This window comes from Streptomyces sp. NPDC002754, assembly GCF_053592315.1.
Window position 1 is genome coordinate 487837 of record NZ_JBSFVM010000002.1, and the last position, 19538, is coordinate 507374.

Annotated in this window: 19 protein-coding genes; 9 read left to right on the forward strand and 10 right to left on the reverse strand. The window is 70.7% G+C overall.

Annotation, left to right across the window (positions count from 1 at the left end; genetic code table 11):
• The first annotated feature begins 111 nt into the window (after positions 1–111).
• Genes ACWD2L_RS09650 through ACWD2L_RS09660 form a run of 3 tightly spaced genes read left to right on the forward strand, consistent with a single transcriptional unit; the run spans position 112 to position 3883 of the window.
• Positions 112–1194 carry a thiamine ABC transporter substrate-binding protein gene (locus ACWD2L_RS09650; RefSeq protein WP_351336368.1) on the forward strand — a complete coding sequence of 361 codons (1083 nt, stop codon included), beginning with the start codon at positions 112–114 and terminating at the stop codon, positions 1192–1194.
• Positions 1170–2846, forward strand: coding sequence for an ABC transporter permease (locus ACWD2L_RS09655; protein WP_451188142.1), 1677 nt, complete (start codon positions 1170–1172; stop codon positions 2844–2846). Before ACWD2L_RS09650 ends, ACWD2L_RS09655 begins: the two co-directional genes overlap by 25 nt.
• Complete coding sequence (locus ACWD2L_RS09660; protein WP_351336373.1) at positions 2846–3883, forward strand: ABC transporter ATP-binding protein; 1038 nt, start codon at positions 2846–2848, stop codon at positions 3881–3883. The genes ACWD2L_RS09655 and ACWD2L_RS09660 overlap by 1 nt, the downstream gene beginning before the upstream one ends.
• Before the next feature lie 302 nt (positions 3884–4185).
• Here ACWD2L_RS09660 and ACWD2L_RS09665 read toward each other — a convergent pair whose 3' ends face one another.
• The 7 genes from ACWD2L_RS09665 to ACWD2L_RS09695 all read right to left on the reverse strand — a co-directional run bounded on the left by ACWD2L_RS09665 (position 4186) and on the right by ACWD2L_RS09695 (position 10718).
• The gene (locus tag ACWD2L_RS09665) at positions 4186–4848 is read right to left on the reverse strand and encodes an LAETG motif-containing sortase-dependent surface protein (RefSeq protein WP_351340670.1); all 663 of its coding nucleotides are present in this window, start codon (positions 4846–4848) and stop codon (positions 4186–4188) included.
• 128 nt (positions 4849–4976) lie between these two features.
• Complete coding sequence (locus ACWD2L_RS09670) at positions 4977–6146, reverse strand: LOG family protein (protein WP_351340742.1); 1170 nt, start codon at positions 6144–6146, stop codon at positions 4977–4979.
• An 86-nt stretch (positions 6147–6232) separates the two neighbouring features.
• The gene (locus ACWD2L_RS09675) at positions 6233–6646 is read right to left on the reverse strand and encodes a VOC family protein (protein WP_351340672.1); all 414 of its coding nucleotides are present in this window, start codon (positions 6644–6646) and stop codon (positions 6233–6235) included.
• 82 nt (positions 6647–6728) lie between these two features.
• Complete coding sequence (locus tag ACWD2L_RS09680) at positions 6729–7898, reverse strand: hypothetical protein (protein ID WP_351340675.1); 1170 nt, start codon at positions 7896–7898, stop codon at positions 6729–6731.
• Complete coding sequence (locus ACWD2L_RS09685) at positions 7880–8632, reverse strand: ABC transporter ATP-binding protein (RefSeq protein ID WP_351340677.1); 753 nt, start codon at positions 8630–8632, stop codon at positions 7880–7882. The genes ACWD2L_RS09680 and ACWD2L_RS09685 overlap by 19 nt, the downstream gene beginning before the upstream one ends.
• Positions 8633–8838: 206 nt before the next feature.
• Positions 8839–10218 carry an aspartate aminotransferase family protein gene (locus ACWD2L_RS09690; RefSeq protein ID WP_351340680.1) on the reverse strand — a complete coding sequence of 460 codons (1380 nt, stop codon included), beginning with the start codon at positions 10216–10218 and terminating at the stop codon, positions 8839–8841.
• On the reverse strand, positions 10203–10718 hold the full coding sequence (locus tag ACWD2L_RS09695) for an Lrp/AsnC family transcriptional regulator (RefSeq protein WP_351340682.1): 516 nt from the start codon (positions 10716–10718) through the stop codon (positions 10203–10205). The genes ACWD2L_RS09690 and ACWD2L_RS09695 overlap by 16 nt, the downstream gene beginning before the upstream one ends.
• Positions 10719–10885: 167 nt before the next feature.
• Here ACWD2L_RS09695 and ACWD2L_RS09700 point away from each other — a divergent pair, with 167 nt between their 5' ends.
• The 4 genes from ACWD2L_RS09700 to ACWD2L_RS09715 all read left to right on the forward strand — a co-directional run bounded on the left by ACWD2L_RS09700 (position 10886) and on the right by ACWD2L_RS09715 (position 14821).
• Complete coding sequence (locus ACWD2L_RS09700; RefSeq protein WP_351340685.1) at positions 10886–12328, forward strand: gamma-aminobutyraldehyde dehydrogenase; 1443 nt, start codon at positions 10886–10888, stop codon at positions 12326–12328.
• Positions 12325–12831 (forward strand): DUF1990 family protein, encoded by a 507-nt coding sequence (locus ACWD2L_RS09705; protein ID WP_351340687.1) that lies wholly within the window; start codon positions 12325–12327, stop codon positions 12829–12831. Before ACWD2L_RS09700 ends, ACWD2L_RS09705 begins: the two co-directional genes overlap by 4 nt.
• A 150-nt stretch (positions 12832–12981) precedes the next feature.
• Positions 12982–14184: an ABC transporter substrate-binding protein gene (locus ACWD2L_RS09710; protein ID WP_351340689.1), complete on the forward strand. Its 1203-nt coding sequence runs from the start codon at positions 12982–12984 to the stop codon at positions 14182–14184.
• 64 nt (positions 14185–14248) lie between these two features.
• On the forward strand, positions 14249–14821 hold the full coding sequence (locus ACWD2L_RS09715) for an HXXEE domain-containing protein (protein ID WP_351340692.1): 573 nt from the start codon (positions 14249–14251) through the stop codon (positions 14819–14821).
• Here the strand turns inward: ACWD2L_RS09715 and ACWD2L_RS09720 are convergent.
• Together ACWD2L_RS09720 and ACWD2L_RS09725 are read right to left on the reverse strand one after the other, a co-directional pair.
• Complete coding sequence (locus ACWD2L_RS09720; protein WP_351340694.1) at positions 14775–15455, reverse strand: glycerophosphodiester phosphodiesterase; 681 nt, start codon at positions 15453–15455, stop codon at positions 14775–14777. The genes ACWD2L_RS09715 and ACWD2L_RS09720 overlap by 47 nt on opposite strands.
• 99 nt (positions 15456–15554) lie before the next feature.
• On the reverse strand, positions 15555–16622 hold the full coding sequence (locus tag ACWD2L_RS09725) for an adenosine deaminase (protein WP_351340697.1): 1068 nt from the start codon (positions 16620–16622) through the stop codon (positions 15555–15557).
• 97 nt (positions 16623–16719) lie between these two features.
• Here ACWD2L_RS09725 and ACWD2L_RS09730 point away from each other — a divergent pair, with 97 nt between their 5' ends.
• Positions 16720–17136 (forward strand): DUF4190 domain-containing protein, encoded by a 417-nt coding sequence (locus ACWD2L_RS09730; RefSeq protein ID WP_351340699.1) that lies wholly within the window; start codon positions 16720–16722, stop codon positions 17134–17136.
• A gap of 21 nt (positions 17137–17157) precedes the next feature.
• Here ACWD2L_RS09730 and ACWD2L_RS09735 read toward each other — a convergent pair whose 3' ends face one another.
• On the reverse strand, positions 17158–17706 hold the full coding sequence (locus tag ACWD2L_RS09735; RefSeq protein ID WP_351340701.1) for an NADAR family protein: 549 nt from the start codon (positions 17704–17706) through the stop codon (positions 17158–17160).
• Between the two features lie 241 nt (positions 17707–17947).
• On the opposite strand from ACWD2L_RS09735, the gene ACWD2L_RS09740 reads away from it, so the two are divergent.
• On the forward strand, positions 17948–19513 hold the full coding sequence (locus ACWD2L_RS09740) for a gamma-aminobutyraldehyde dehydrogenase (RefSeq protein ID WP_351340704.1): 1566 nt from the start codon (positions 17948–17950) through the stop codon (positions 19511–19513).
• Positions 19514–19538 lie beyond the last annotated feature (25 nt).

Sequence of the window (19538 nt, forward strand, 5' to 3'; positions counted from 1 at the left end):
CCACTCAAGCTGTTGCGCCCTGCCCGGAGCCCTGGCCGTCCTTGCCAATGGACTGTCGAAGGCTCCGGGCAGGGCCGCGTCTTCTCCTGGTCACTCCCAGGAGGAATTCAAGTGAGCAAGAAGGCGTACGTCGCCGTGGTCGTGGGGCTCGGGCTCGTCACGTTGTCCGCGTGCGGGTCGTCGGGCGGTGGCTCCGGTGCCGCGGGTGGGGACTCCAAGACCGTGACCCTCGTGAGTCACGATTCGTGGGCTGTCTCGAAGGGTGTGCTGAAGGACTTCGAGAAGCGCTCCGGGTACAAGGTCAGGGTCCTCAAGGACGGGGATGCCGGCGAGGCCGTCAACAAGGCGATCCTGTCCAAGGACAACCCACAGGGCGACGTCTTCTTCGGCGTCGACAACACCCTGCTCTCGCGTGCGCTCGACAATGGAATCTTCTCCTCGTACAAGGCCAAGGGGCTTGATGAGGTGAGGAGCGAGTATCAGCTCGACAAGGGGAAGGCGCGCGTTACCCCCGTCGATACCGGGTCGCTCTGCGTCAATTACGACAAGGCGTACTTCAAGAAGCATGATCTGGCGCCGCCCTCGTCCTTCGCCGATCTCGCCAAGCCTGCCTACAAGAACCTGCTGGTCACGGAGAACGCGGCCACTTCGTCGCCCGGTCTCGGCTTCCTGCTCGGGTCCGCCGCGAAGTACGGCGACGACGGCTGGCAGCCGTACTGGAAGAAGCTGAAGGCCAACGGGCTCAAGGTCGTGGACGGCTGGGACCAGGCGTACAACGAGGAGTTCAGCGGAAGCGCCGGCGGGAAGAAGGCCGGCGGTGACCGGCCGCTCGTCGTGTCGTACGCGTCCTCGCCGCCCGCCGAGGCCGTGTTCGCCGATCCGCAGCCGAAGACCTCGCCGGTCGGGGTCGCGAAGGGGACCTGTTTCCAGCAGGTCGAGTTCGCGGGGCTGCTCGACGGGGCGAAGAACGAGAAGGGCGGCAAGGCGCTGCTCGACTTCCTGGTCTCGAAGAAGTTCCAGGAGGACATGCCGCTCAACATGTTCGTCGACCCGGTGACCAAGAACGCGAGTGCGCCCGCCGATTACACCAAGTACGCGGTGCAGATCGACGATCCGGAGACCATGAGCCCGCGCAAGATCGCGGACAACCGGGACGACTGGGTGAAGTCGTGGACGTCGCTCGTACTGAAGTAGTCGCCCCGCAAAGAGGGAGCGCGGCGCGGCTCGGGCTCATGGCCCTGCCTGTCGTGTTCTTCGGGCTGTTCTTCGCCTACCCGGTCGTCGCGATCGTCGAGCGCGGGCTGCACGTCGACGGTGGCTGGCAGCTCGGGCGGATCCTGGACGTGCTCGGGCAGTCCGACATCCGGCACGTGCTGTGGTTCACGGTGTGGCAGGCGGTGGCGTCGACCCTTCTTACGCTGTTGATCGCGCTGCCGGGGGCGTATGTCTTCGCCCGGTTCGAGTTCCCGGGCAAGCAGGTGCTGCGGGCCGTCGTCACCGTGCCGTTCGTGCTGCCGACCGTGGTCGTGGGGACGGCGTTTCTCGCGCTCGTCGGCAAGGGCGGGTTGCTCGATGAGGTGTGGGGCGTGCGGCTCGACACGACCGTGTGGGCGATTCTGCTGGCGCATGTCTTCTTCAATTACGCGGTTGTGGTGCGGACTGTTGGCGGGCTTTGGGCGCAGCTCGATCCGCGGCAGGAGGAGGCCGCGCGGATGCTCGGTGCCTCGCGGTTCGCGGCTTGGCGGAGGGTGACGTTGCCGGCGCTCGGGCCCGCTGTCGCGGCTGCGGCGTTGATGGTGTTTCTGTTTACGTTCACGTCGTTCGGTGTCGTGCAGATTCTGGGCGGGCCGGGGTTCTCGACTCTTGAGGTCGAGATTTATCGGCAGACCGCGCAGATCTTCGATCTGTCCACTGCCGCCGTGCTGAGCATCGTGCAGTTCGTCGCCGTAGGGCTGATTCTTGGCGTTCATGCGTGGACCGTGCGGCGGCGGGAGAGCGCGTTGCGGCTCGTCGATGCCGCGCATACGGCGCGCAGGCCGCGTGGGGCCGGGCAGTGGGCGCTCTTGGGCGGGGTGCTGGCGTGCGTCGCCCTGCTGATCGTGCTGCCGCTCGGGGTGCTCGTCGAGCGCTCGCTCGACGCTCCGGGCGGGTACGGGTTCGGGTACTTCCGGGCGCTCACGGACGCCGACGGCGGGACCTTCCTCGTGCCGCCGATCGACGCGATCTGGAATTCGCTGGAGTACGCGCTCGCCGCCACGGCCATCGCCGTGGTGATCGGCGGGCTCGCCGCCGCGGCGCTCACCCGGCGTGCGGGTCGGCTCGTGCGCGGGTTCGACGCGCTGCTGATGCTGCCGCTGGGGGTGTCGGCGGTGACCGTCGGGTTCGGGTTCCTGATCACGCTCGACGAGCCGCCGCTCGACCTGCGGTCCACGTGGATTCTGGTGCCGCTCGCGCAGGCGCTCGTCGGGGTGCCGTTCGTGGTGCGGACGATGCTGCCGGTGCTGCGGGCCGTCGACGGGCGGCTCCGGGAGGCCGCCGCCGTGCTCGGGGCCTCGCCGCTGCGGGCCTGGCGGGAGGTCGACCTGCCGATGGTGCGGCGGGCGCTGCTCGTCGCGGCCGGGTTCGCGTTCGCCGTGTCGCTCGGAGAGTTCGGGGCGACCGTGTTCATCGCGCGGCCCGACAATCCGACGCTGCCGGTCGCCGTGGCCCGGCTGCTGGGGCGGGTGGGTGACCTCAACTACGGGCAGGCGATGGCGCTTTCGACCGTGCTGATGGTCGTCTGTGCGGCCTCGTTGCTCGCCCTTGAACGGATTCGGCCCGCCAAGGCCTCGACCGGGGAGTTCTGATGTCGCTGCTGGAATTGGACGACGCGACCGTACGGTTCGGTGGGCGCGCCGTGCTGGACGACGTGGCTCTGGAGGTGGCCGAGCACGAGATCGTATGCGTGCTCGGGCCCAGCGGCAGCGGCAAGTCGACGCTGCTGAGAGCTGTCGCGGGGCTGCAACCCCTGGACGGCGGGCGGGTGTTGCTCGGCGGCGCCGACCAGGCCGGGGTGCCCGCGCACAAGCGGGGCGTCGGCCTGATGTTCCAGGACCACCAGCTGTTCCCGCAGCGCGATGTGGGGCAGAATGTCGGCTTCGGGCTGCGGATGCACGGTGCGGGCAAGCGTGAACAGGCGGATCGTGTACGGGAGTTGCTGGGGCTCGTCGGGCTGCCCGGCGCCGAGCGGCGTGCGGTGGGCGCGTTGTCCGGCGGGGAGCAGCAGCGGGTCGCGCTCGCGCGGGCGCTCGCGCCGCGGCCGCGGTTGCTGATGCTGGACGAGCCGCTCGGGCAGCTCGACCGGACGCTCCGCGAGCGGCTGGTCGTCGAACTGCGGGAACTATTCGGCGAGTTGGGGACGACGGTGCTCGCCGTCACGCACGACCAGGGGGAGGCCTTCGCGCTCGCCGACCGGGTTGTGGTGATGCGGGACGGGCGGATCGCCCAGAGCGGTACGCCACTTGAGGTGTGGCAGCAGCCGGCGGACGAGTTCGTGGCGCGGTTCCTCGGGTTCGACAACGTGGTGGAGGCGACGGTGACCGGGGCGGTCGCGGATACGCCGTGGGGGAAGGTTCCGGTGCCGGAGGGGTCGGAGCAGGGGGAGTGCCGGCTCCTCGTGCGGCCCGCGGGTGTACGCCTCGTGCCTGCCGCCGAGGCCCAGCTGACCTGTGCCGTGACCGGGCGCACCTTCCGGGGTACGCACGTCGCGCTGCACCTGCAACCGGGGGATGCGCCGCGCCTGGAGGCGGCCTGCGCGTTGCGCTCCGCGCCGGAGCCGGGGGATGCGGTCGGGGTCGCCTTCGACGCGGCGGAGATCGTGGTGCTGGGAGCGGAGACTTCTTAGCGCCACCGTTCTCGTTGCGCGGCACCGGGGTGCCGCCTTGCCCACCCTGCCGCCCAAGGCGGCAGATTGTCCAAGGCGGTGGCGGTTGACCGCGTCGGGTGGGGAGCCGATCAGGGGGGGCGGGTTGCCCAAGGCGAGGCAATTCAAGCCCCGCCGGCGTTTGAGGCGCGGGGTCCGGGGCGGAGCCCCGATCTTTCAAGCCCCGCTCTTGGACGAGAGCCAGCGGGGTCCGGGGCGGAGCCCCGAGGCGTAGGGGCGGTCGACCGTGTCGGGTGGCCCTGGGTGGGCCACCCGACCGGGGGTCAGCGTTGTGCGGAGCCCTTGCGGCGGAGGGCGAAGACCACGCCGCCGCCTGCGACGACCAGGAGGGCCGCGATGCCGGCGATCACCGGCGTGTTGCTGCTCGATCCGGTCTCGGCGAGGTTCGAATCGCCCGCCGGGGAGGCCGAGTTGCTCGGCGCCGGCGCCGGGGCCGCGGCCGAGCTGCTCTGGGAGGGCGCCGGGGCCGGGGTGCTGGGCGCCGCGGACGTCGGAGGCGTCGACGGCTTCTCGGTGGCGCACGCCTTCGCCGGGGCGGTGACGCCGCCGGCGACGTCGTCGTCGACGTCGAAGCGGTCGGTCTTCACGTGCACGCGGTAGGTCGCGCCCGGCTTCCAGTCCTCCTTGAAGGTGATCGTGGCACCCTCCTTGGAGCCCTTCACGACCTCCGAGCCGACCTGCTCCTCGGAGCCGCCGGACGTGCGGAAGACGGTGACGGTCGCCGGGGTGCCGGAGGCGTCCACGTCGGTGACGGAGATGACACCCTGCTGGCCGTCGCAGCCGGCCTTGGCGGTGAACTCGCTGATGTTGCACGCCGATGCGGAGCCTGCGACGCCGAGCGTCAGGGCCGTCGCGGCGGCGGCCACACCGGCGTAGCGGGCCGCTCTGGTGGAGATGCGCTGAGATATGCGGGGGGCTACGGACACGGCTGTCCTTCACATGTGCTGGGAAGAGGGGGGTGTGGCGCGGCGCGAACGCACCTCGAAGCTCAACACCCCCACGGTCACCGCTGGTTTATCGGTGACCGTGACGCAGCGTCAATGGCCCGAGGGCGTCAGCCGTCACTCTTGACCGTTGCTTGACCCAGCCGCTCGATCGCCTCGCCCGCCTCCTCGACCGTGTCCACCAGCGCGATCCGGTCCTCCATGGACCGCTCACGGGCGAGTGCCTGGAGCAGTGGCCAGGTGGGAAGGCGTTCGGTCCAGTGGGCGCGGTCGACCAGGACCATCGGGGTCGGTTCGCCGCGCGACTCGTAGTAGTTGGGCGTCGCGTTGTCGAAGATCTCCTGGACCGTGCCCGCCGCGCCCGGCAGGAAGATCACGCCCGCGTTGGAGCGGGCCAGCAGGCCGTCCTCGCGGGTGGCGTTGGCGAAGTACTTGGCGATGTGCTCGGCGAACGCGTTCGGCGGCTCGTGCCCGTAGAACCAGGTGGGGATGCCCACCGAAGGCCCGCCGCCCGGCCAGCGCTCCCGCACGGCGAAGGCCGCCTCCGCCCAGTCGGTGATCGACGGGGTGAAGGAGGGGGATTTGGCCAGGAGTTGGAGCGCGTCGTCGAGCATCGGGTCGGCGAAGGGCGCGGCGTACGCCCCCAGGTTCGCGGCCTCCATCGCGCCGGGACCGCCGCCCGTCGCCACCGTGAGCCCGGCGCGCGCCAGCGTCCGACCGAGCCGGGCCGCGCCCGCGTACGCGTCCGTGCCGCGCGCCATCGCGTGACCGCCCATGACGCCCACCACCCGGGCCCCGACGAGGAGTTCGTCGAGCGCGTCGGACACCGAGTCGTCGTGCACGGCGCGCAGCATCGACGCGAACACGTCGCCGTCGGCCTTGGTGCGCTGGAACCAGTCGTACGCGCGGGCATCGGGAGTGGCCGCGTAGCCGCCCTCGGAGGAGAGGCCGTCGAAGAGCTCGGCGGGGGCGTAGAGGCGGCCGCGGTACGGGTCGAAGGGGAGGCCGGGGACCGGCGGGAAGACCAGTGCGCCGCGTGCCCTGACCTCGGCCGCCGCCTGCGGGTCCATCGGGCAGCCGAGGAATATGGCGCCCTCGACCTCGGCGCGGCGCAGCTGCTCGGTGCGGGTGGTCAGGTCGACGGCCTGCACACGGTGCCCGGTCAGCGTGGCGCGCGCGGCCACCACCTCGTCGAACTCCGCGAGCGTCTCGATCTCGCGGTCGGAGGTGAAGGGGGTACCTCCCTGCTCGAACGTAGTTGAGAGCTTGGGGGAAGGCACGGACGGTTCGGAGGAATGCTCTGGAGTCGGCACCCGCCCATGCTAAGCACGGGCGGGCGCCCGGCCGTTGGTCGGTTCTCGAGAGGTCAGCCCTCGACGACCGACGGGTCCATCCACATGACCTCGAAGGTGTGCCCGTCGAGGTCGTCGAAGGCCCGCCCGTACATGAAACCGTGGTCCTGCTTCTCGCCGGTCTCGGTGCCGCCCGCGGCGATCGCCCGGTCCACCAGCTCGTCGACGGCTCCGCGGCTCTCGGCGCTCAGCGCGAGGAGGACCTCGCTGCCGCTCGTCGAGTCGACGATCGACTTCTTGGTGAAGGCCGCGTACTTCTCCTTCGTGAGCAGCATGATCACGATGTGCTCGCTGATCACGATGGAGGCGGCGGTGTCGTCCGAGAACTGCGCGTTGCGCTCGTACCCCAGCTCCGTGAAGAACTTGGTCGACGCGGCCAGGTCGTTCACGGCCAGGTTCGGGAAGATCATCTGCTGGTACTCGCTCATGATGTGTCCGTCGCCTTCTCGCTGAAGCGAAATGAAGTGGTGTGGTGCGTACGAACAGGTAGACGCCCAATCTCGGCAAAACTCATCGGGTTGTCAGCGGAGCCGCCGAAAGTTCCGCGACGAGCCAGGTCAGCGGCCCGAACACGGCGAGCAGCGCGGCGGCCCTGAGCGCCACCGCCCCGCGCAGCGCCGTGGCGGGCGCCCCGATCCGCAGCAGCGCCTCCGTCGTGTGCCGCCGCGCCTGGCGGGCCTCGAAGGACGCGGTCACCAGCGTCGCCACGGCGCAGCCGACGACCAGCACCGCGCCGAGCGTCGCAAGGGGTCCGACACCGGCCGCCGCCCCCTCGCGCTCCCCGTACACCGTGGCCGCCGCGAACGCCCCCGACGCCACCGCGCACACCACGCCGAGCGGGCGGCCCACGCGCCGCGCCTCCTCCTGGAGCCCCCGCCCCGCGAGCAGCCGCACCGCCGAGGGGCGTACGGACTGCAGCGCGCGCCCGCACAGATATGTGAGCCCGGGTCCCGCGAGCGCCAGGCCGAGCGCGGTCAGCGTCCACCCGGCGAGCACGCCCGTGGGGCTGCCGGTGAGGCCGCCGGGCAGCCGGGAGCCCGCGGCGCCGCGCGCGCTCGCCGCGTACGTCTCCACGGCGAGGCCCGCGGCCAGCAGGGCGAAGCCCCACGGCAGGCCGGTCGGGGCTGTGGCCGGTTCCGCCGCTTCCGTCTTGTCGTCGGAGGGACCCGCGGGCCGCGGGCGCAGCGCGAGGGCGCTGGCCGCGGACGCCGCGAGCGGCACCCACGTCAGCAGGGTGAGTGTGGCGGCGAGCGGCAGGGGCCGGTCGGCGGCGAGCAGCCCGCGGGCCGCGCCGTCGAACGGGAGGCCCGTCAGATCGCCCCGTAGATGCAGGAAGAACAGCAGCGCCAGCATCGAGCCGAGCGTGCAGGCGATCGCCGTGGAGATCGCGGCGAGCAGCGTGAGGCGGGCCGGGCCCAGGCCCACGGCGGACAGGCCCGCGCGCGGGCGCGTACCGGGGTCGGAGCGGGCCACGGCGACCGCGAAGTACACCGTCGCGGCGATCGGCAGCACGCACCAGGCCAGGCGCAGCAGGGAGTTGGCCGCGGTCTCCGGGTGCCCGAGCGCGTGGCCGAGCGTGCACAGGAGCAGAAAGCCGGTGCCGGCCGAGGCGGCGGCCACCAGGAGTCTGCGCAGCTGGACCAGCGGGTGCGCGCCGCGGGCTAGACGGAGACTGAGCACGCGGCCCGGCCTTCCCCTTCGGTGGCCTTCTCGGGCAGCGGCACGGTGTGCACGCGGCGCCCGTCGAGCAGCGACTCCGTGCGGTCGGCGAGCGCGCCCACCGCGGAGTCGTGCGTGGCGAGGACGACCGTGATGGCGTGCGAGCGGGCCGCCGCGGTGAGGGTGCGCAGGATGTGGGCGCTGTCGGCGCGGTGCAGGGTCGCGGTCGGCTCGTCGGCGAACACCACGTGCGGGGCGTGCGCGAGGGCGCGCGCGATGGACACGCGCTGGCGCTCGGCGACGGACAGGGCGTGCGGGCGCTTGCGGGCGAGCCGGCCGATGTCGAGCCGGTCGAGCCACTCGTGGGCGGCGGTCTTGGCGGGGCGGCGGGCGGTGCCGCGCAGCATCAGGGGGAGGGCGGCGTTCTCCCACACGTTCAGCTCGGGTACGAGGACGGGCTCGGGGTCGATCCAGCCGAACCGGTCGCGGCGCAGCCGTTCGCGCACCAGGGGGCCCATCGTGTGCACGGGCGTGCTGTTGAACCACACCTCGCCCTGCTGCGGCAGGAGCTGACCGGACAGGCAGCGCAGCAGCGTCGTCTTCCCGCTGCCGCGGGGCCCGGTGACGGCGAGGATCTCGCCCTCGCGGACACCGAGCGAGACACCGGTGAGGGCGGGGGAACCGCTGTCCGATCCGCTGTGCGCGTAGTGCAGGGCACGCGCCCACAGCACGTCGTTGTCCGGCGGGGCCACCATGACGTACACCTCGGTTCAGATCAGTTGCCTTCCCCCGTACGGGGGAACGAAGACGCGGCCGATCGGTCACTGGGCACGGTAGGTATCCGCCGTGGAAGGCGGAGAAAAGACGCGGCCCGGCCGCCCCCATCTCACTCGGATGGGTGCAACCGGGCCGCGTATCAAGCCAGTTGACGTTCCGTGGACGCCCTGGCTTCGGGCTGGGCTCAGATCTTCGTCCAGGCCTCCGTGAGAACCTGTCGGATGATTCCCTCGATCTCGTCGAAGGTCGCCTGGTCGGAGATGAGCGGCGGGGAGAGCTGGATGACCGGGTCGCCACGGTCGTCGGCGCGGCAGTAGAGGCCGTACTCGAAGAGCTTCTTGGAGACGAAGCCGTAGAGCACGCGCTCCGACTCCTCGTCCGTGAAGGTCTCCTTGGTGGCCTTGTCCTTCACGAGCTCGATGCCGTAGAAGAAGCCGTTGCCGCGGACGTCGCCGACGATCGGCAGGTCGTTCAGCTTCTGCAGCGTGTTGAGGAAGTTCGCCTCGTTGTCGAGGACGTGCTGGTTGAGGCCCTCGCGCTCGAAGATGTCCAGGTTCGCGAGGCCGACGGCGGCGGAGACCGGGTGGCCACCGAACGTGTAGCCGTGCAGGAACGTGTTGTCGCCCTTGTAGAACGGCTCGGCGATCCGGTCGGAGACGATGGCCGCACCGATCGGGGAGTAGCCGGACGTCATGCCCTTGGCGCAGGTGATGATGTCCGGGACGTAGCCGAACTTGTCACAGGCGAACATCGTGCCGAGACGGCCGAAGGCGCAGATGACCTCGTCGGAGACGAGCAGCACGTCGTACTTGTCGCAGATCTCGCGCACACGCTGGAAGTACCCGGGCGGCGGCGGGAAGCAGCCGCCGGCGTTCTGCACCGGCTCGAGGAAGACGGCCGCGACCGTCTCCGCGCCCTCGAAAAGGATCTCCTGCTCGATCTGGTCGGCGGCCCAGCGGCCGAAGGCCTCGGGGTCGTCGCCGTGGATCGGGGCGCGGTAGATGTTCGTGTTCGGCACCTTGTGCGCGCCCGGGACGAGCGGCTCGAAGGGGGCCTTGAGGGCCGGCAGGCCGGTGATGGACAGGGCGCCCTGCGGCGTGCCGTGGTAGGCGACCGCGCGCGAGATGACCTTGTACTTCTGGTGGTTGCCGTTGAGCTTGTGGTACTGCTTCGCCAGCTTCCACGCGGTCTCGACGGCCTCGCCGCCACCGGTGGTGAAGAAGACCTTGTTGAGGTCGCCCGGCGCGTAGTGGGCCAGCCGCTCGGCCAGCTCCACGGCCTTGGGGTGGGCGTACGACCAGATCGGGAAGAACGCCAGCTCGGACGCCTGCTTGGCGGCGACCTCGGCGAGCTCGCGGCGACCGTGGCCCGCCTGCACCACGAACAGGCCGGAGAGGCCGTCCAGGTACTTCTGGCCCTTGTCGTCGTAGATGTAGGTGCCCTCGCCACGCACGATGGTGGGAACGGGCGCGTTCTCGTACGACGACATGCGGGTGAAGTGCATCCACAGGTGGTCGTACGCGGTTCGGCTGAGGTCCTTGCTCACGGCTATCGGGTTCCCCACATGTAGGTCTGCTTCTTGAGCTTCAGGTAGACGAAGCTCTCGGTGGAGCGCACGCCGGGGAGGGCCCGGATGCGTCGGTTGATGACCTCCAGAAGGTGGTCGTCGTCCTCGCAGACGATCTCCACCATCAGGTCGAACGAGCCCGCGGTCATCACGACGTACTCGCACTCCGGCATGTCGCTGAGCGCATCCGCCACGGGATTCAGATCGCCCTCGACGTTGATGCCGACCATCGCCTGCCGTCGGAAGCCCACGGTGAGCGGGTCGGTGACGGCGACGATCTGCATCACGCCCTGATCGAGCAGCTTCTGGACGCGCTGGCGCACGGCCGCCTCGGAGAGGCCGACGGCCTTTCCGATGGCGGCGTACGGACGCCTGCCGTCCTCTTGGAGCTGCTCGATGATGGCGAGGGAGACGGAGTCGAGCGGCGGATTGCTGCCGTTCCTCGAACTGGGCCCCTTGGGATCTGCGCTGCGACTGGCCACGGCCTCACTGTGCACGAGGACTCCGCTGTTCCGCAAGCCCAGATCGATGAAATTCGTTGTCTGCGAGGTTCAACCTCACTAATTCCGTAGTTCAGCAGGGGTGGGGGGTGTCGAAAACGTCGGTCCTCGGTCTAGGGTGGGCGTCTCAATCTTTGGACAGCGAACAGTCAGGAGGGCCGGCAGTGAGCACGAGTGAGCTTCGTCGTCTGCGCAACTACATCGACGGTGAGTTCAAGGACGCCGCCGACGGACGGACCACCGAGGTGGTCGACCCCGCCACGGGCGAGGCGTACGCGACCGCGCCGCTGTCCGGGCAGGCCGACGTCGACGCCGCGATGGCCGCCGCCGAGGCCGCGTTCCCGGCCTGGCGCGACCTGGTCCCGGGCGAGCGGCAGAAGTACCTCCTGAAGATCGCGGACGCGTTCGAGGAGCGCGCCGAGGAACTCATCGCCGTCGAGTCGGAGAACTGTGGCAAGCCCCTCGGGCTCACCCGCAGCGAAGAGATCCCGATGATGCTCGACCAGATCCGCTTCTTCGCGGGCGCCGCGCGCATGCTGGAAGGCCGCTCCGGCGGCGAGTACATGGAGGGCCTGACCTCCTTCGTACGCCGCGAGCCGATCGGCGTCTGCGCGCAGGTCGCGCCGTGGAACTACCCGATGATGATGGGCGTGTGGAAGTTCGCGCCCGCGCTCGCCGCCGGTAACACGGTCGTGCTGAAGCCGTCGGACACGACGCCCGCCTCCACCGTCCTGATGGCCGAGATCATCGGCTCGATCGTGCCCAAGGGCGTCTTCAACGTGGTGTGCGGCGACCGCGACACCGGCCGCGCGATGGTCGAGCACAAAACCCCGGCGATGGCCTCCATCACCGGCTCCGTACGCGCCGGCATGCAGGTCGCCGAGTCCGCCGCCAAGGACCTCAAGCGGGTCCACCTGGAGCTGGGCGGCAAGGCCCCGGTCGTCGTCTTCGAGGACGCCGGCCTCCAGAAGGCGGCCGAGGGCATCGCCGAGGCCGGGTACTTCAACGCCGGCCAGGACTGCACCGCCGCCACCCGCGTCCTCGTCCACGAGTCGGTGCACGACGAGTTCGTCACCGCGCTCGCGAAGATCGCCGCCGAGACGAAGACCGGCGCGGCCGACGACGAGGACGTCCTGTACGGCCCGCTCAACAACGCCAACCAGCTCAAGCAGGTCACCGGCTTCATCGAGCGGCTCCCGGCGCACGCCAAGGTCGAGGCCGGCGGCCACCGGGTCGGCGACCGGGGCTACTTCTACGCGCCGACCGTCGTCTCGGGCCTCAAGCAGGACGACGAGATCATCCAGAACGAGGTCTTCGGCCCGGTCATCACCGTCCAGTCCTTCACGGACGAGGAGCAGGCGGTGTCCTACGCCAACGGCGTCGAGTACGCCCTTGCCTCCTCGGTCTGGACGAAGGACCACGGCCGCGCGATGCGGATGTCCAAGGTCCTCGACTTCGGCTGCGTGTGGATCAACACCCACATCCCGCTCGTCGCCGAGATGCCGCACGGCGGCTTCAAGAAGTCGGGCTACGGCAAGGACCTGTCGGCGTACGGCTTCGACGACTACACGCGGATCAAGCACGTGATGACGTCGCTCGACGCGTGATCCCTCTTACGTACGCGGAGGTCGGCGCGACCCTGGTGGCAGGCGAACTGCCGCCGGGGTACGCCCACTTGGACCGCCGCGTCCGGCTCGGCTCGGGGCAGGAGTGCTTCGAGCGGGCCGGTGCGGCGGTCCTCTCGTGGGGCGCGCAGCGCGGGGCCGGGCTCCGGGTGACGCCGGGCGACGATGTCCGGGAGGGCGCGGACGTGCGGCTGCGGACGCTGTTCCTGCGGATTCCCTGCCGGGTGGTACGGGTCGTGCGTGACGGATCCCGGATCGGCTTCGCGTACGGGACGCTGCCGGGGCATCCCGAGTGCGGCGAGGAGGCGTTCCTCGTCGAGCGGGATGCGGACGGGTCCGTGTGGTTCCGGATCCGGGCGTTCTCGCGGCCGGGGCGGTGGTACGCACGGGTGGGCGGGCCGGCGGCGCGGGCCGTGCAGAGGTGGGTGACGGGCCGATACGTGCGGGCCATTCAAACCTCTGCAGGGGGCACCTCCCAGCGGTAGCTGGGGGAGATTGAGCGGCGGGGTCCGGGGCGGATCCCCGTGACGTGAGAACGGCGCGGCGTTCGACATCGACAAGGTGTCCGCCGGGAACGGCCCCGCTCGACGCAGCGTCCATTGTGAGGCCAAGCGCCCGAGCGAGAGGCTGAGTTCGTGCCAGCGAACCCGATATCCCACCAGGCCACCCGTCGTTCCCTGCTGCGCGCCGCGGGCGGTGGTGCCGTGGCAGCGGCGGTCGGCGGCCTCGCCGCCGGCTGCGGGGTGCCCGCGGCGTACGTCTCGCCGGGTGAGCGGGCGGGCCACGATCTGTCCGCCGGTGAGAAGCGGCTCACCTGGGCCAACTGGCCGCTCTACATCGACGTCGACGACGACAACCCCTCGAAGCGGCCCACCCTCGACGCGTTCGAGAAGCGGTCCGGGATCCAGGTCAAGTACACCGAGGAGATCAACGACAACGACGAGTTCTTCGGCAAGATCAGCCCGTCGCTCATGAACCACCAGAAGACCGACCGCGACCTCATCGTCATCTCCGACTGGATGTGCTCGCGGTTCGTGCGCCTCGGCTGGGTCCAGGAGATGGACCGCGCGCACCAGCCGAACGTCACCAAGTACCTCGACCCGCTGCTGCGTTCGCCCGCCTTCGACCCGGGCCGCAAGTACACCGTGCCGTGGCAGTCCGGGATCACCGGCATCGCGTACAACAAGCGGAAGCTGGGCCGCGAGATCAAGCACGTCTCCGACCTGTGGGCGGACGATCTGGCGGGCCGGGTCACCCTGCTCTCCGGCCTCGACGAGTCCTTCGCCCTGCTCATGCAGGGCAACGGCGTCGACATCACCAAGTGGACCGGCGCCGACTTCGACAAGATCTGCGAACAGGTCGAGAAGCTGGTGAAGGCGAAGCACATCCGCCGCTTCACCGGCAACGACTACATCAAGGACCTGTCCAGCGGCGACGTCCTCGCCTGCCAGGCGTACAGCGGCGACATCATCCAGCTCCAGGCCGACAACCCGGACATCGAGTTCGTCGTCCCGGAGGAAGGCGCCGAGCTCTGGGCGGAATCCCTGATGATCCCCAACCTCGCCGACCACAAGGCCAACGCCGAGCGCCTGATCGACTACTACTACCAGCCGGAGGTCGCGGCGGAGCTGGCCGCGTGGGTCAACTACGTGTGCCCGGTGCCGGCGGCTCGGGACGTGCTCGCCTCGTCCAAGGACAAGGAGACCGCCGAGCTCGCCGAGGACCCGCTGATCTTCCCCGACGACCGGATGCGCTCGCGGCTCGCGATCGCCCGCGACATCAGGCCGGCGGAGCGGACCGAGTTCTCGAAGCGGTGGAACAGGATCGCGGGGCTGTGAACCGCGACGCACGTCACAACAGGGCCTACAGGGAGCCCAGTTGAGGCCGCCATAAGCTGTCGCCATGACCGCTGATGACCAGTCGTCCGTCGGGGCCGCGGTGACCCTGGGGCTGTTCGCCGCCTGGGCGCTGCACGACACCGAAGAGGTGCTCACGGCCTCGCGCTGGATCCGGAAGAACGTGCCGCGGCTGCGCGAACGGTGGCCGGGCGCGCCCGAGCGGGTGTGGCGGGTCGTGGAGGGCGCCGACGAGCGGGAGTTCACCGCCGCCGTCGGCGTCATGGCCGGGATCGTCGGCGCGGGGGCCTTCGCCGGATGGGCGAGTGGCGGCCGCAACGCCACGTACCAGGCCGTGCTGAACGGCTTCGGGGCGCACGGTCTGCTGCACATCGGCCAGTCCTTCGCCGTGCGCGGCTACACCCCGGGCGTCGCGACCTCGCCGGTACTCGTCGTGCCGTTCGCCCTGTGGGCGCGGCGGCGGCTGGGGCAGGCCGGGGTGCTGCGCCCTGGCCGGGCCCGTGACGTCGTCGCCGGGGTGGCCTGGGCGGCCGCGGCGACGGCGGTCTCGCATGGGGTGGCGCATCGGTTGGTCAGGTCGTGCGCAGCGACGTCAGGACGTCGATTCGGTTTGTCGTGATGGAGTCCACGCCGATGTCGAGCAGCCTGCGTACCGAGCGCCTGGTGTCCGGGGTCCACGCCGACAGCAGGTAGCCGTCGTGGTGGACGCGGGTCGCCAGGTCCCGGGTCACCAGCGGGAAGCGGTAGTTGAGCCAGCGGGGGGTGATCGCCGCGAGGACGGCCGGGCGGGGCGGGGCCAGCGACGTCCAGGTGAGCGCGATCTCGGCGGAGGACGACGCGGCGCGCACCTTGAGCATCGTCTCGGCGCCCGCGCAGTAGTAGACCCGGTCTTCCGCGCCGCAGTCGCGGACGGCGCCGATGACCGTGCGTACCGTACGGGCGTCGGCGCCCGGCAGGTCGATCATGACGCGGGCGTCGCGGCACGCCTCCAGGGCGTCCGCAAGGGTGGGCACGCCGCCCTCCGTAAGGCCGCGCACCTCGTCGCCGGAGAGCGCCGACAGCGGGCGTTCGTGCTGCCACAGGCGCTCCAGGGTGGAGTCGTGGAGCAGTACCGGGACCGCGTCCCGCGTCAGTCGTACGTCGATCTCCACCACGTCCGCGCCCCGCTCCAACGCGGAGCGCAGGGACGGGAGGGTGTTCTCACGGACTCGGTAGGGGTCGCCTCGGTGGGCCACGGCAGTCACAGTGCGCATGGCCACCATTGTGGCCTTGAGCGGCAGTGGGTGGGCGTCACCCGGCGATCGGTCGCGGGGCTCTGCCCCGGACCCCGCTGCTCAATCGCCGCAGGGGCTCTATGCGGGCCAGTTCTCCGTGTACGTGTCGATTTCCGTGACGATGCGCGCCTTGCCGGCCTCGTCGAGGAACGACTCCCGCACCGCGTTCTTGGCCAGCTCCGCCACGCCCCGCTCGTCGAGGTCGAGGAGGCGGGCCGCCACCGCGTACTCGGTGTTGAGGTCCGTGGAGAACATCGGCGGGTCGTCCGAGTTGATGGTCACCGTCACGCCCGCGTCCACGAACTGCTTGAGCGGGTGCTCTTCGAGGGTGCGGACCGCGCGCGTCGCGATGTTCGACGTCGGGCACACCTCCAGCGGGATGCCGTGCTCGGCGAGGTGTGCGAGCAGCCTCGGGTCCTGCGCCGCCGACGTGCCGTGTCCGATGCGCTCGGCGCCCAGGTGGTTCAGCGCGTCCCACACCGTCTCGGGCCCGGTCGTCTCGCCCGCGTGCGGCACCGAGCGCAGGCCCGCGGCGCGCGCCCGGTCGAAGTACGGCTTGAACTGCGGGCGCGGCACGCCCACTTCGGGCCCGCCGAGCCCGAACGACACCAGGCCCTCCGGGCGCAGCGCGTCGTCCGTGGCGAGCCGCGCCGTCTCCTCGGCCGACTCCAGACCGGCCTCGCCGGGGATGTCGAAGCACCAGCGCAGCACCGTGCCGAACTCGGCCTCCGCCGACTTGCGCGCGTCCTCGATCGCCTCCATGAAGCCGCGGGCGTCGATGCCGCGGCGCGTGGAGGAGAAGGGGGTGAGGGTGAGCTCCGCGTACCGCACGTTCTGCCGGGCCATGTCGCGGGCGATCTCGAACGTGAGGAGGCGGACGTCCTCCGGCGTGCGGATCAGGTCGACCACCGACAGGTACACCTGGATGAAGTGCGCGAAGTCCGTGAACGTGAAGAACTCGGCGAGCGCCTCGGGGTCCGCAGGGACCTTCGAGTCGGGGTGCCGGGCGGCGAGCTCCGAGACGATCCTGGGGGAGGCGGAGCCCACGTGGTGGACGTGCAGTTCCGCCTTCGGCAGTCCGGTGATGAAGGCTTGCAGGCCCTGGCTCGGGCTCTGGCTCTCGCTGTGACTCGGGCTCTGGCTCACGGTTTCCTCCCCAGGAACTTGGGTGATCGGCTGATCGGGGCCTCGTCATCGTATGCGGGGAGACCCAGGGCACGGACGGGGTGCCTAGCATGAGCGGATGAGCGAGTACGACCCGTGGCGCGCGCCGCCCGCGCCCTCCGCGTACGGGTACGCCAATCCGTACGCGGCGCCGGACGAGCCCGTACCGCCACCGCCCATCGGCCCGGAGGGGCCGACACCGTTCCCGTACGGGGCCTACTGGTACGCGTACGGCCACGGGGTCCCGGGGGCCCCGCCGCCCCGCAACGGACTCGGTGTCGCGGCCCTCGTGCTCGGCATCGTCACCGCGATCGGCTTCGTGCTGTGGCCGCTCGCGATCGTGACGGGTGTACTCGCGGTGATCTTCGGCGTCGTCGGCAGGCGGCGCGCCGGGCGCGGGGCCGCGACCAACGGCGGGCAGGCGCTGGGCGGGCTCATCTGCGGTGTGGGCGGGCTGCTGTCGGCAGTCGGGGTCGGGATCGCCGTCCTGGCCTGAGCCCCGGGGACGGCCCCCGGATCAGCGCAGCCGCTCTCTCGCCGCCATCAGCGCGAACCCCAGCAGATTCAGCCCCCGCCACGCCTCCGGATCCGCCGCGCCCGCGTCGTCCGCCGCCATCCCGATGCCCCACACGCTGTCCGTCGGACTCGCCTCCACCAGCACCCGGTCACCCGTCCCCACCAGGAACTCCCGCAGCCCGGGATCCGCCGCGAACTTGTGGACGCTCCCCTCGACGACCACGCCGAAGCGCTCCCGCTCCCACACCGCGCCGTCGAAGCCGCGCACCAGCCGCCCCGCCTTCTTGGCCTCCGCCGGATGCCCGGCGGCGATCGCGCGGCGCTCCGCCTCCGCGTCACCGAACAGGCGCGCCTTCTCCGCCATCATCCAGTGCTCCGCCGTCGCGTACTCCACGCCCGCCACCGTGAACGGCGAACGCCACCACTGACTCAGACAACTCGCCCCGATCGAACCGTCCTTACGCGGCGTATGCCCCCAGAAGTGCAGGTACTGCACACTTGTCCCCGCCGCCAGGGCAGTGACCAGCGATTCCCTGCTGTCGATCTCCATACACGCGAGTCTGGCACGCACCACTGACAATCCGTCCTGCGTTTTCCAGGTGGACTCGACACCCGGTCGACAGATTCCGTCGCGTAACCAAAAGGCAACAACGGAATCACTTGTTGGCGCGATGGTCCTCTGTCAGGATCGGCACTCAAATCGAGCTGGAGCCACGGCTGGCCGGAGCTGCGGCTGGAGCTACGTCGGCCCCCGGAACGTGCCGACGCAGGAGAAGCGAGAGCGAGCACTCATGCACCACCCCACCTCGGACCACCTCACCTCGGACTATCCCGCCTCGGCCAAGAACGTGGCCGCACTGGCACAGGAACTCTTCGCGGACGGTGCGAACTTCGTCGCGGGCCGCCTCGTCAAGGGCACGTCCGGCCGCACCCACGCCGTCGTCGACCCGGCCACGGGCGCGGAGGTCTACACGTACGAACTGGCGGGCACCGCCGATGTGGACGCCGCCGTCGCCGCCGCGCGTGCGGCCTTCCCCGGCTGGTCGGGTGCGACGCCCGGCGAGCGGTCCGACGCCATGCACCGGTTCGCCGGGGTCCTCGACGAGAAGGCGGAGGAGTTCGCCCGCCTCGAATCGTTGCAGTGCGGCAAGCCGCTCAAGCTGAGCCGCGAGTTCGACGTGCCCGGATCGGTCGACAACGCCGCCTTCTTCGCCGGCGCCGCCCGGCATCTGCAGGGCCAGTCCGCCGGCGAGTACAGCGCCGACCACACCTCGTACGTACGCCGCGAGCCCATCGGTGTCGTCGGCTCCATCGCGCCGTGGAACTACCCGTTGCAGATGGCCGCCTGGAAGGTGCTTCCGGCGATAGCGGCCGGCAACACGATCGTTCTCAAGCCCGCCGAGCTGACCCCGTTCACCTCGCTCCTGTTCGCGCAGGCCGCCACCGAGGCGGGCCTCCCCGACGGCGTCGTCAACGTCATCAGCGGCGCGGGCCGCGACGCCGGTGAGCACCTCGTCGGCCACCCGGACGTCGCCATGACCTCCTTCACCGGCTCCACGGGCGTCGGCAAGCGGGTCGCAGAGATCGCCACGGCCACCGTGAAGCGGATCCACCTGGAGCTGGGCGGCAAGGCGCCGTTCGTCGTGTTCGACGACGCCGATCTCGACGCCGCCGTGCACGGCGCGGTCGCCGGGGCGCTCATCAACACCGGTCAGGACTGCACCGCCGCCACGCGCGCGTACGTGCAGCGTCCGCTCTACGAAGCCTTCGTGGAGCAGACGGCAGCCCTGATGGAGACCGTCAGGCTCGGCGACCCGTTCGCCGACGGCACCGACCTCGGGCCGCTCATCTCGCACGCCCAGCGGGACCGGGTCGCCGCCATCGTGGACCGGGCGCGCGGCTACGCGCGCGTGGTGACCGGTGGCGAGGCCCCCGGTGGCGACCTCGCGGACGGCGCGTACTACCGGCCCACGCTCATCGCCGACGCCGCACAGGACAGCGAGGCCGTGCAGTCCGAGATCTTCGGGCCCGTACTGGTCGTGCTGCCCTTCGACAGCGACGACGAGGGCATCCGGCTCGCCAACGACACCCCGTACGGGCTCGCCGCCTCCGCCTGGTCCACCAACGTGTTCCGCGCGAACCGTGCCACGCGCGAGATCAAGGCGGGCTGTGTGTGGGTCAACGACCACATCCCGATCCTCAGCGAGATGCCGCACGGCGGCTACAAGGCCTCCGGCTTCGGCAAGGACATGTCCGCGTACAGCTTCGACGAGTACACGCAGATCAAGCACGTCATGTTCGACAACACCGCGGTGGCGCGCAAGGACTGGCACCGCACGATCTTCGGGGACCGATAGTCGCAACAGGCCGCCCGACCACCGG

Coding starts and splice junctions, on each gene's coding strand:
- ACWD2L_RS09660 (WP_351336373.1), top strand. CDS start 2,846: ATGTCGCTGCTGGAATTGGACGACGCGACCGTACGGTTCGGTGGGCGC.
- ACWD2L_RS09675 (WP_351340672.1), bottom strand. CDS start 6,646: ATGAGCGAGTACCAGCAGATGATCTTCCCGAACCTGGCCGTGAACGAC.
- ACWD2L_RS09685 (WP_351340677.1), bottom strand. CDS start 8,632: ATGGTGGCCCCGCCGGACAACGACGTGCTGTGGGCGCGTGCCCTGCAC.
- ACWD2L_RS09715 (WP_351340692.1), top strand. CDS start 14,249: ATGACCGCTGATGACCAGTCGTCCGTCGGGGCCGCGGTGACCCTGGGG.
- ACWD2L_RS09720 (WP_351340694.1), bottom strand. CDS start 15,455: ATGCGCACTGTGACTGCCGTGGCCCACCGAGGCGACCCCTACCGAGTC.
- ACWD2L_RS09730 (WP_351340699.1), top strand. CDS start 16,720: ATGAGCGAGTACGACCCGTGGCGCGCGCCGCCCGCGCCCTCCGCGTAC.
- ACWD2L_RS09735 (WP_351340701.1), bottom strand. CDS start 17,706: ATGGAGATCGACAGCAGGGAATCGCTGGTCACTGCCCTGGCGGCGGGG.
- ACWD2L_RS09740 (WP_351340704.1), top strand. CDS start 17,948: ATGCACCACCCCACCTCGGACCACCTCACCTCGGACTATCCCGCCTCG.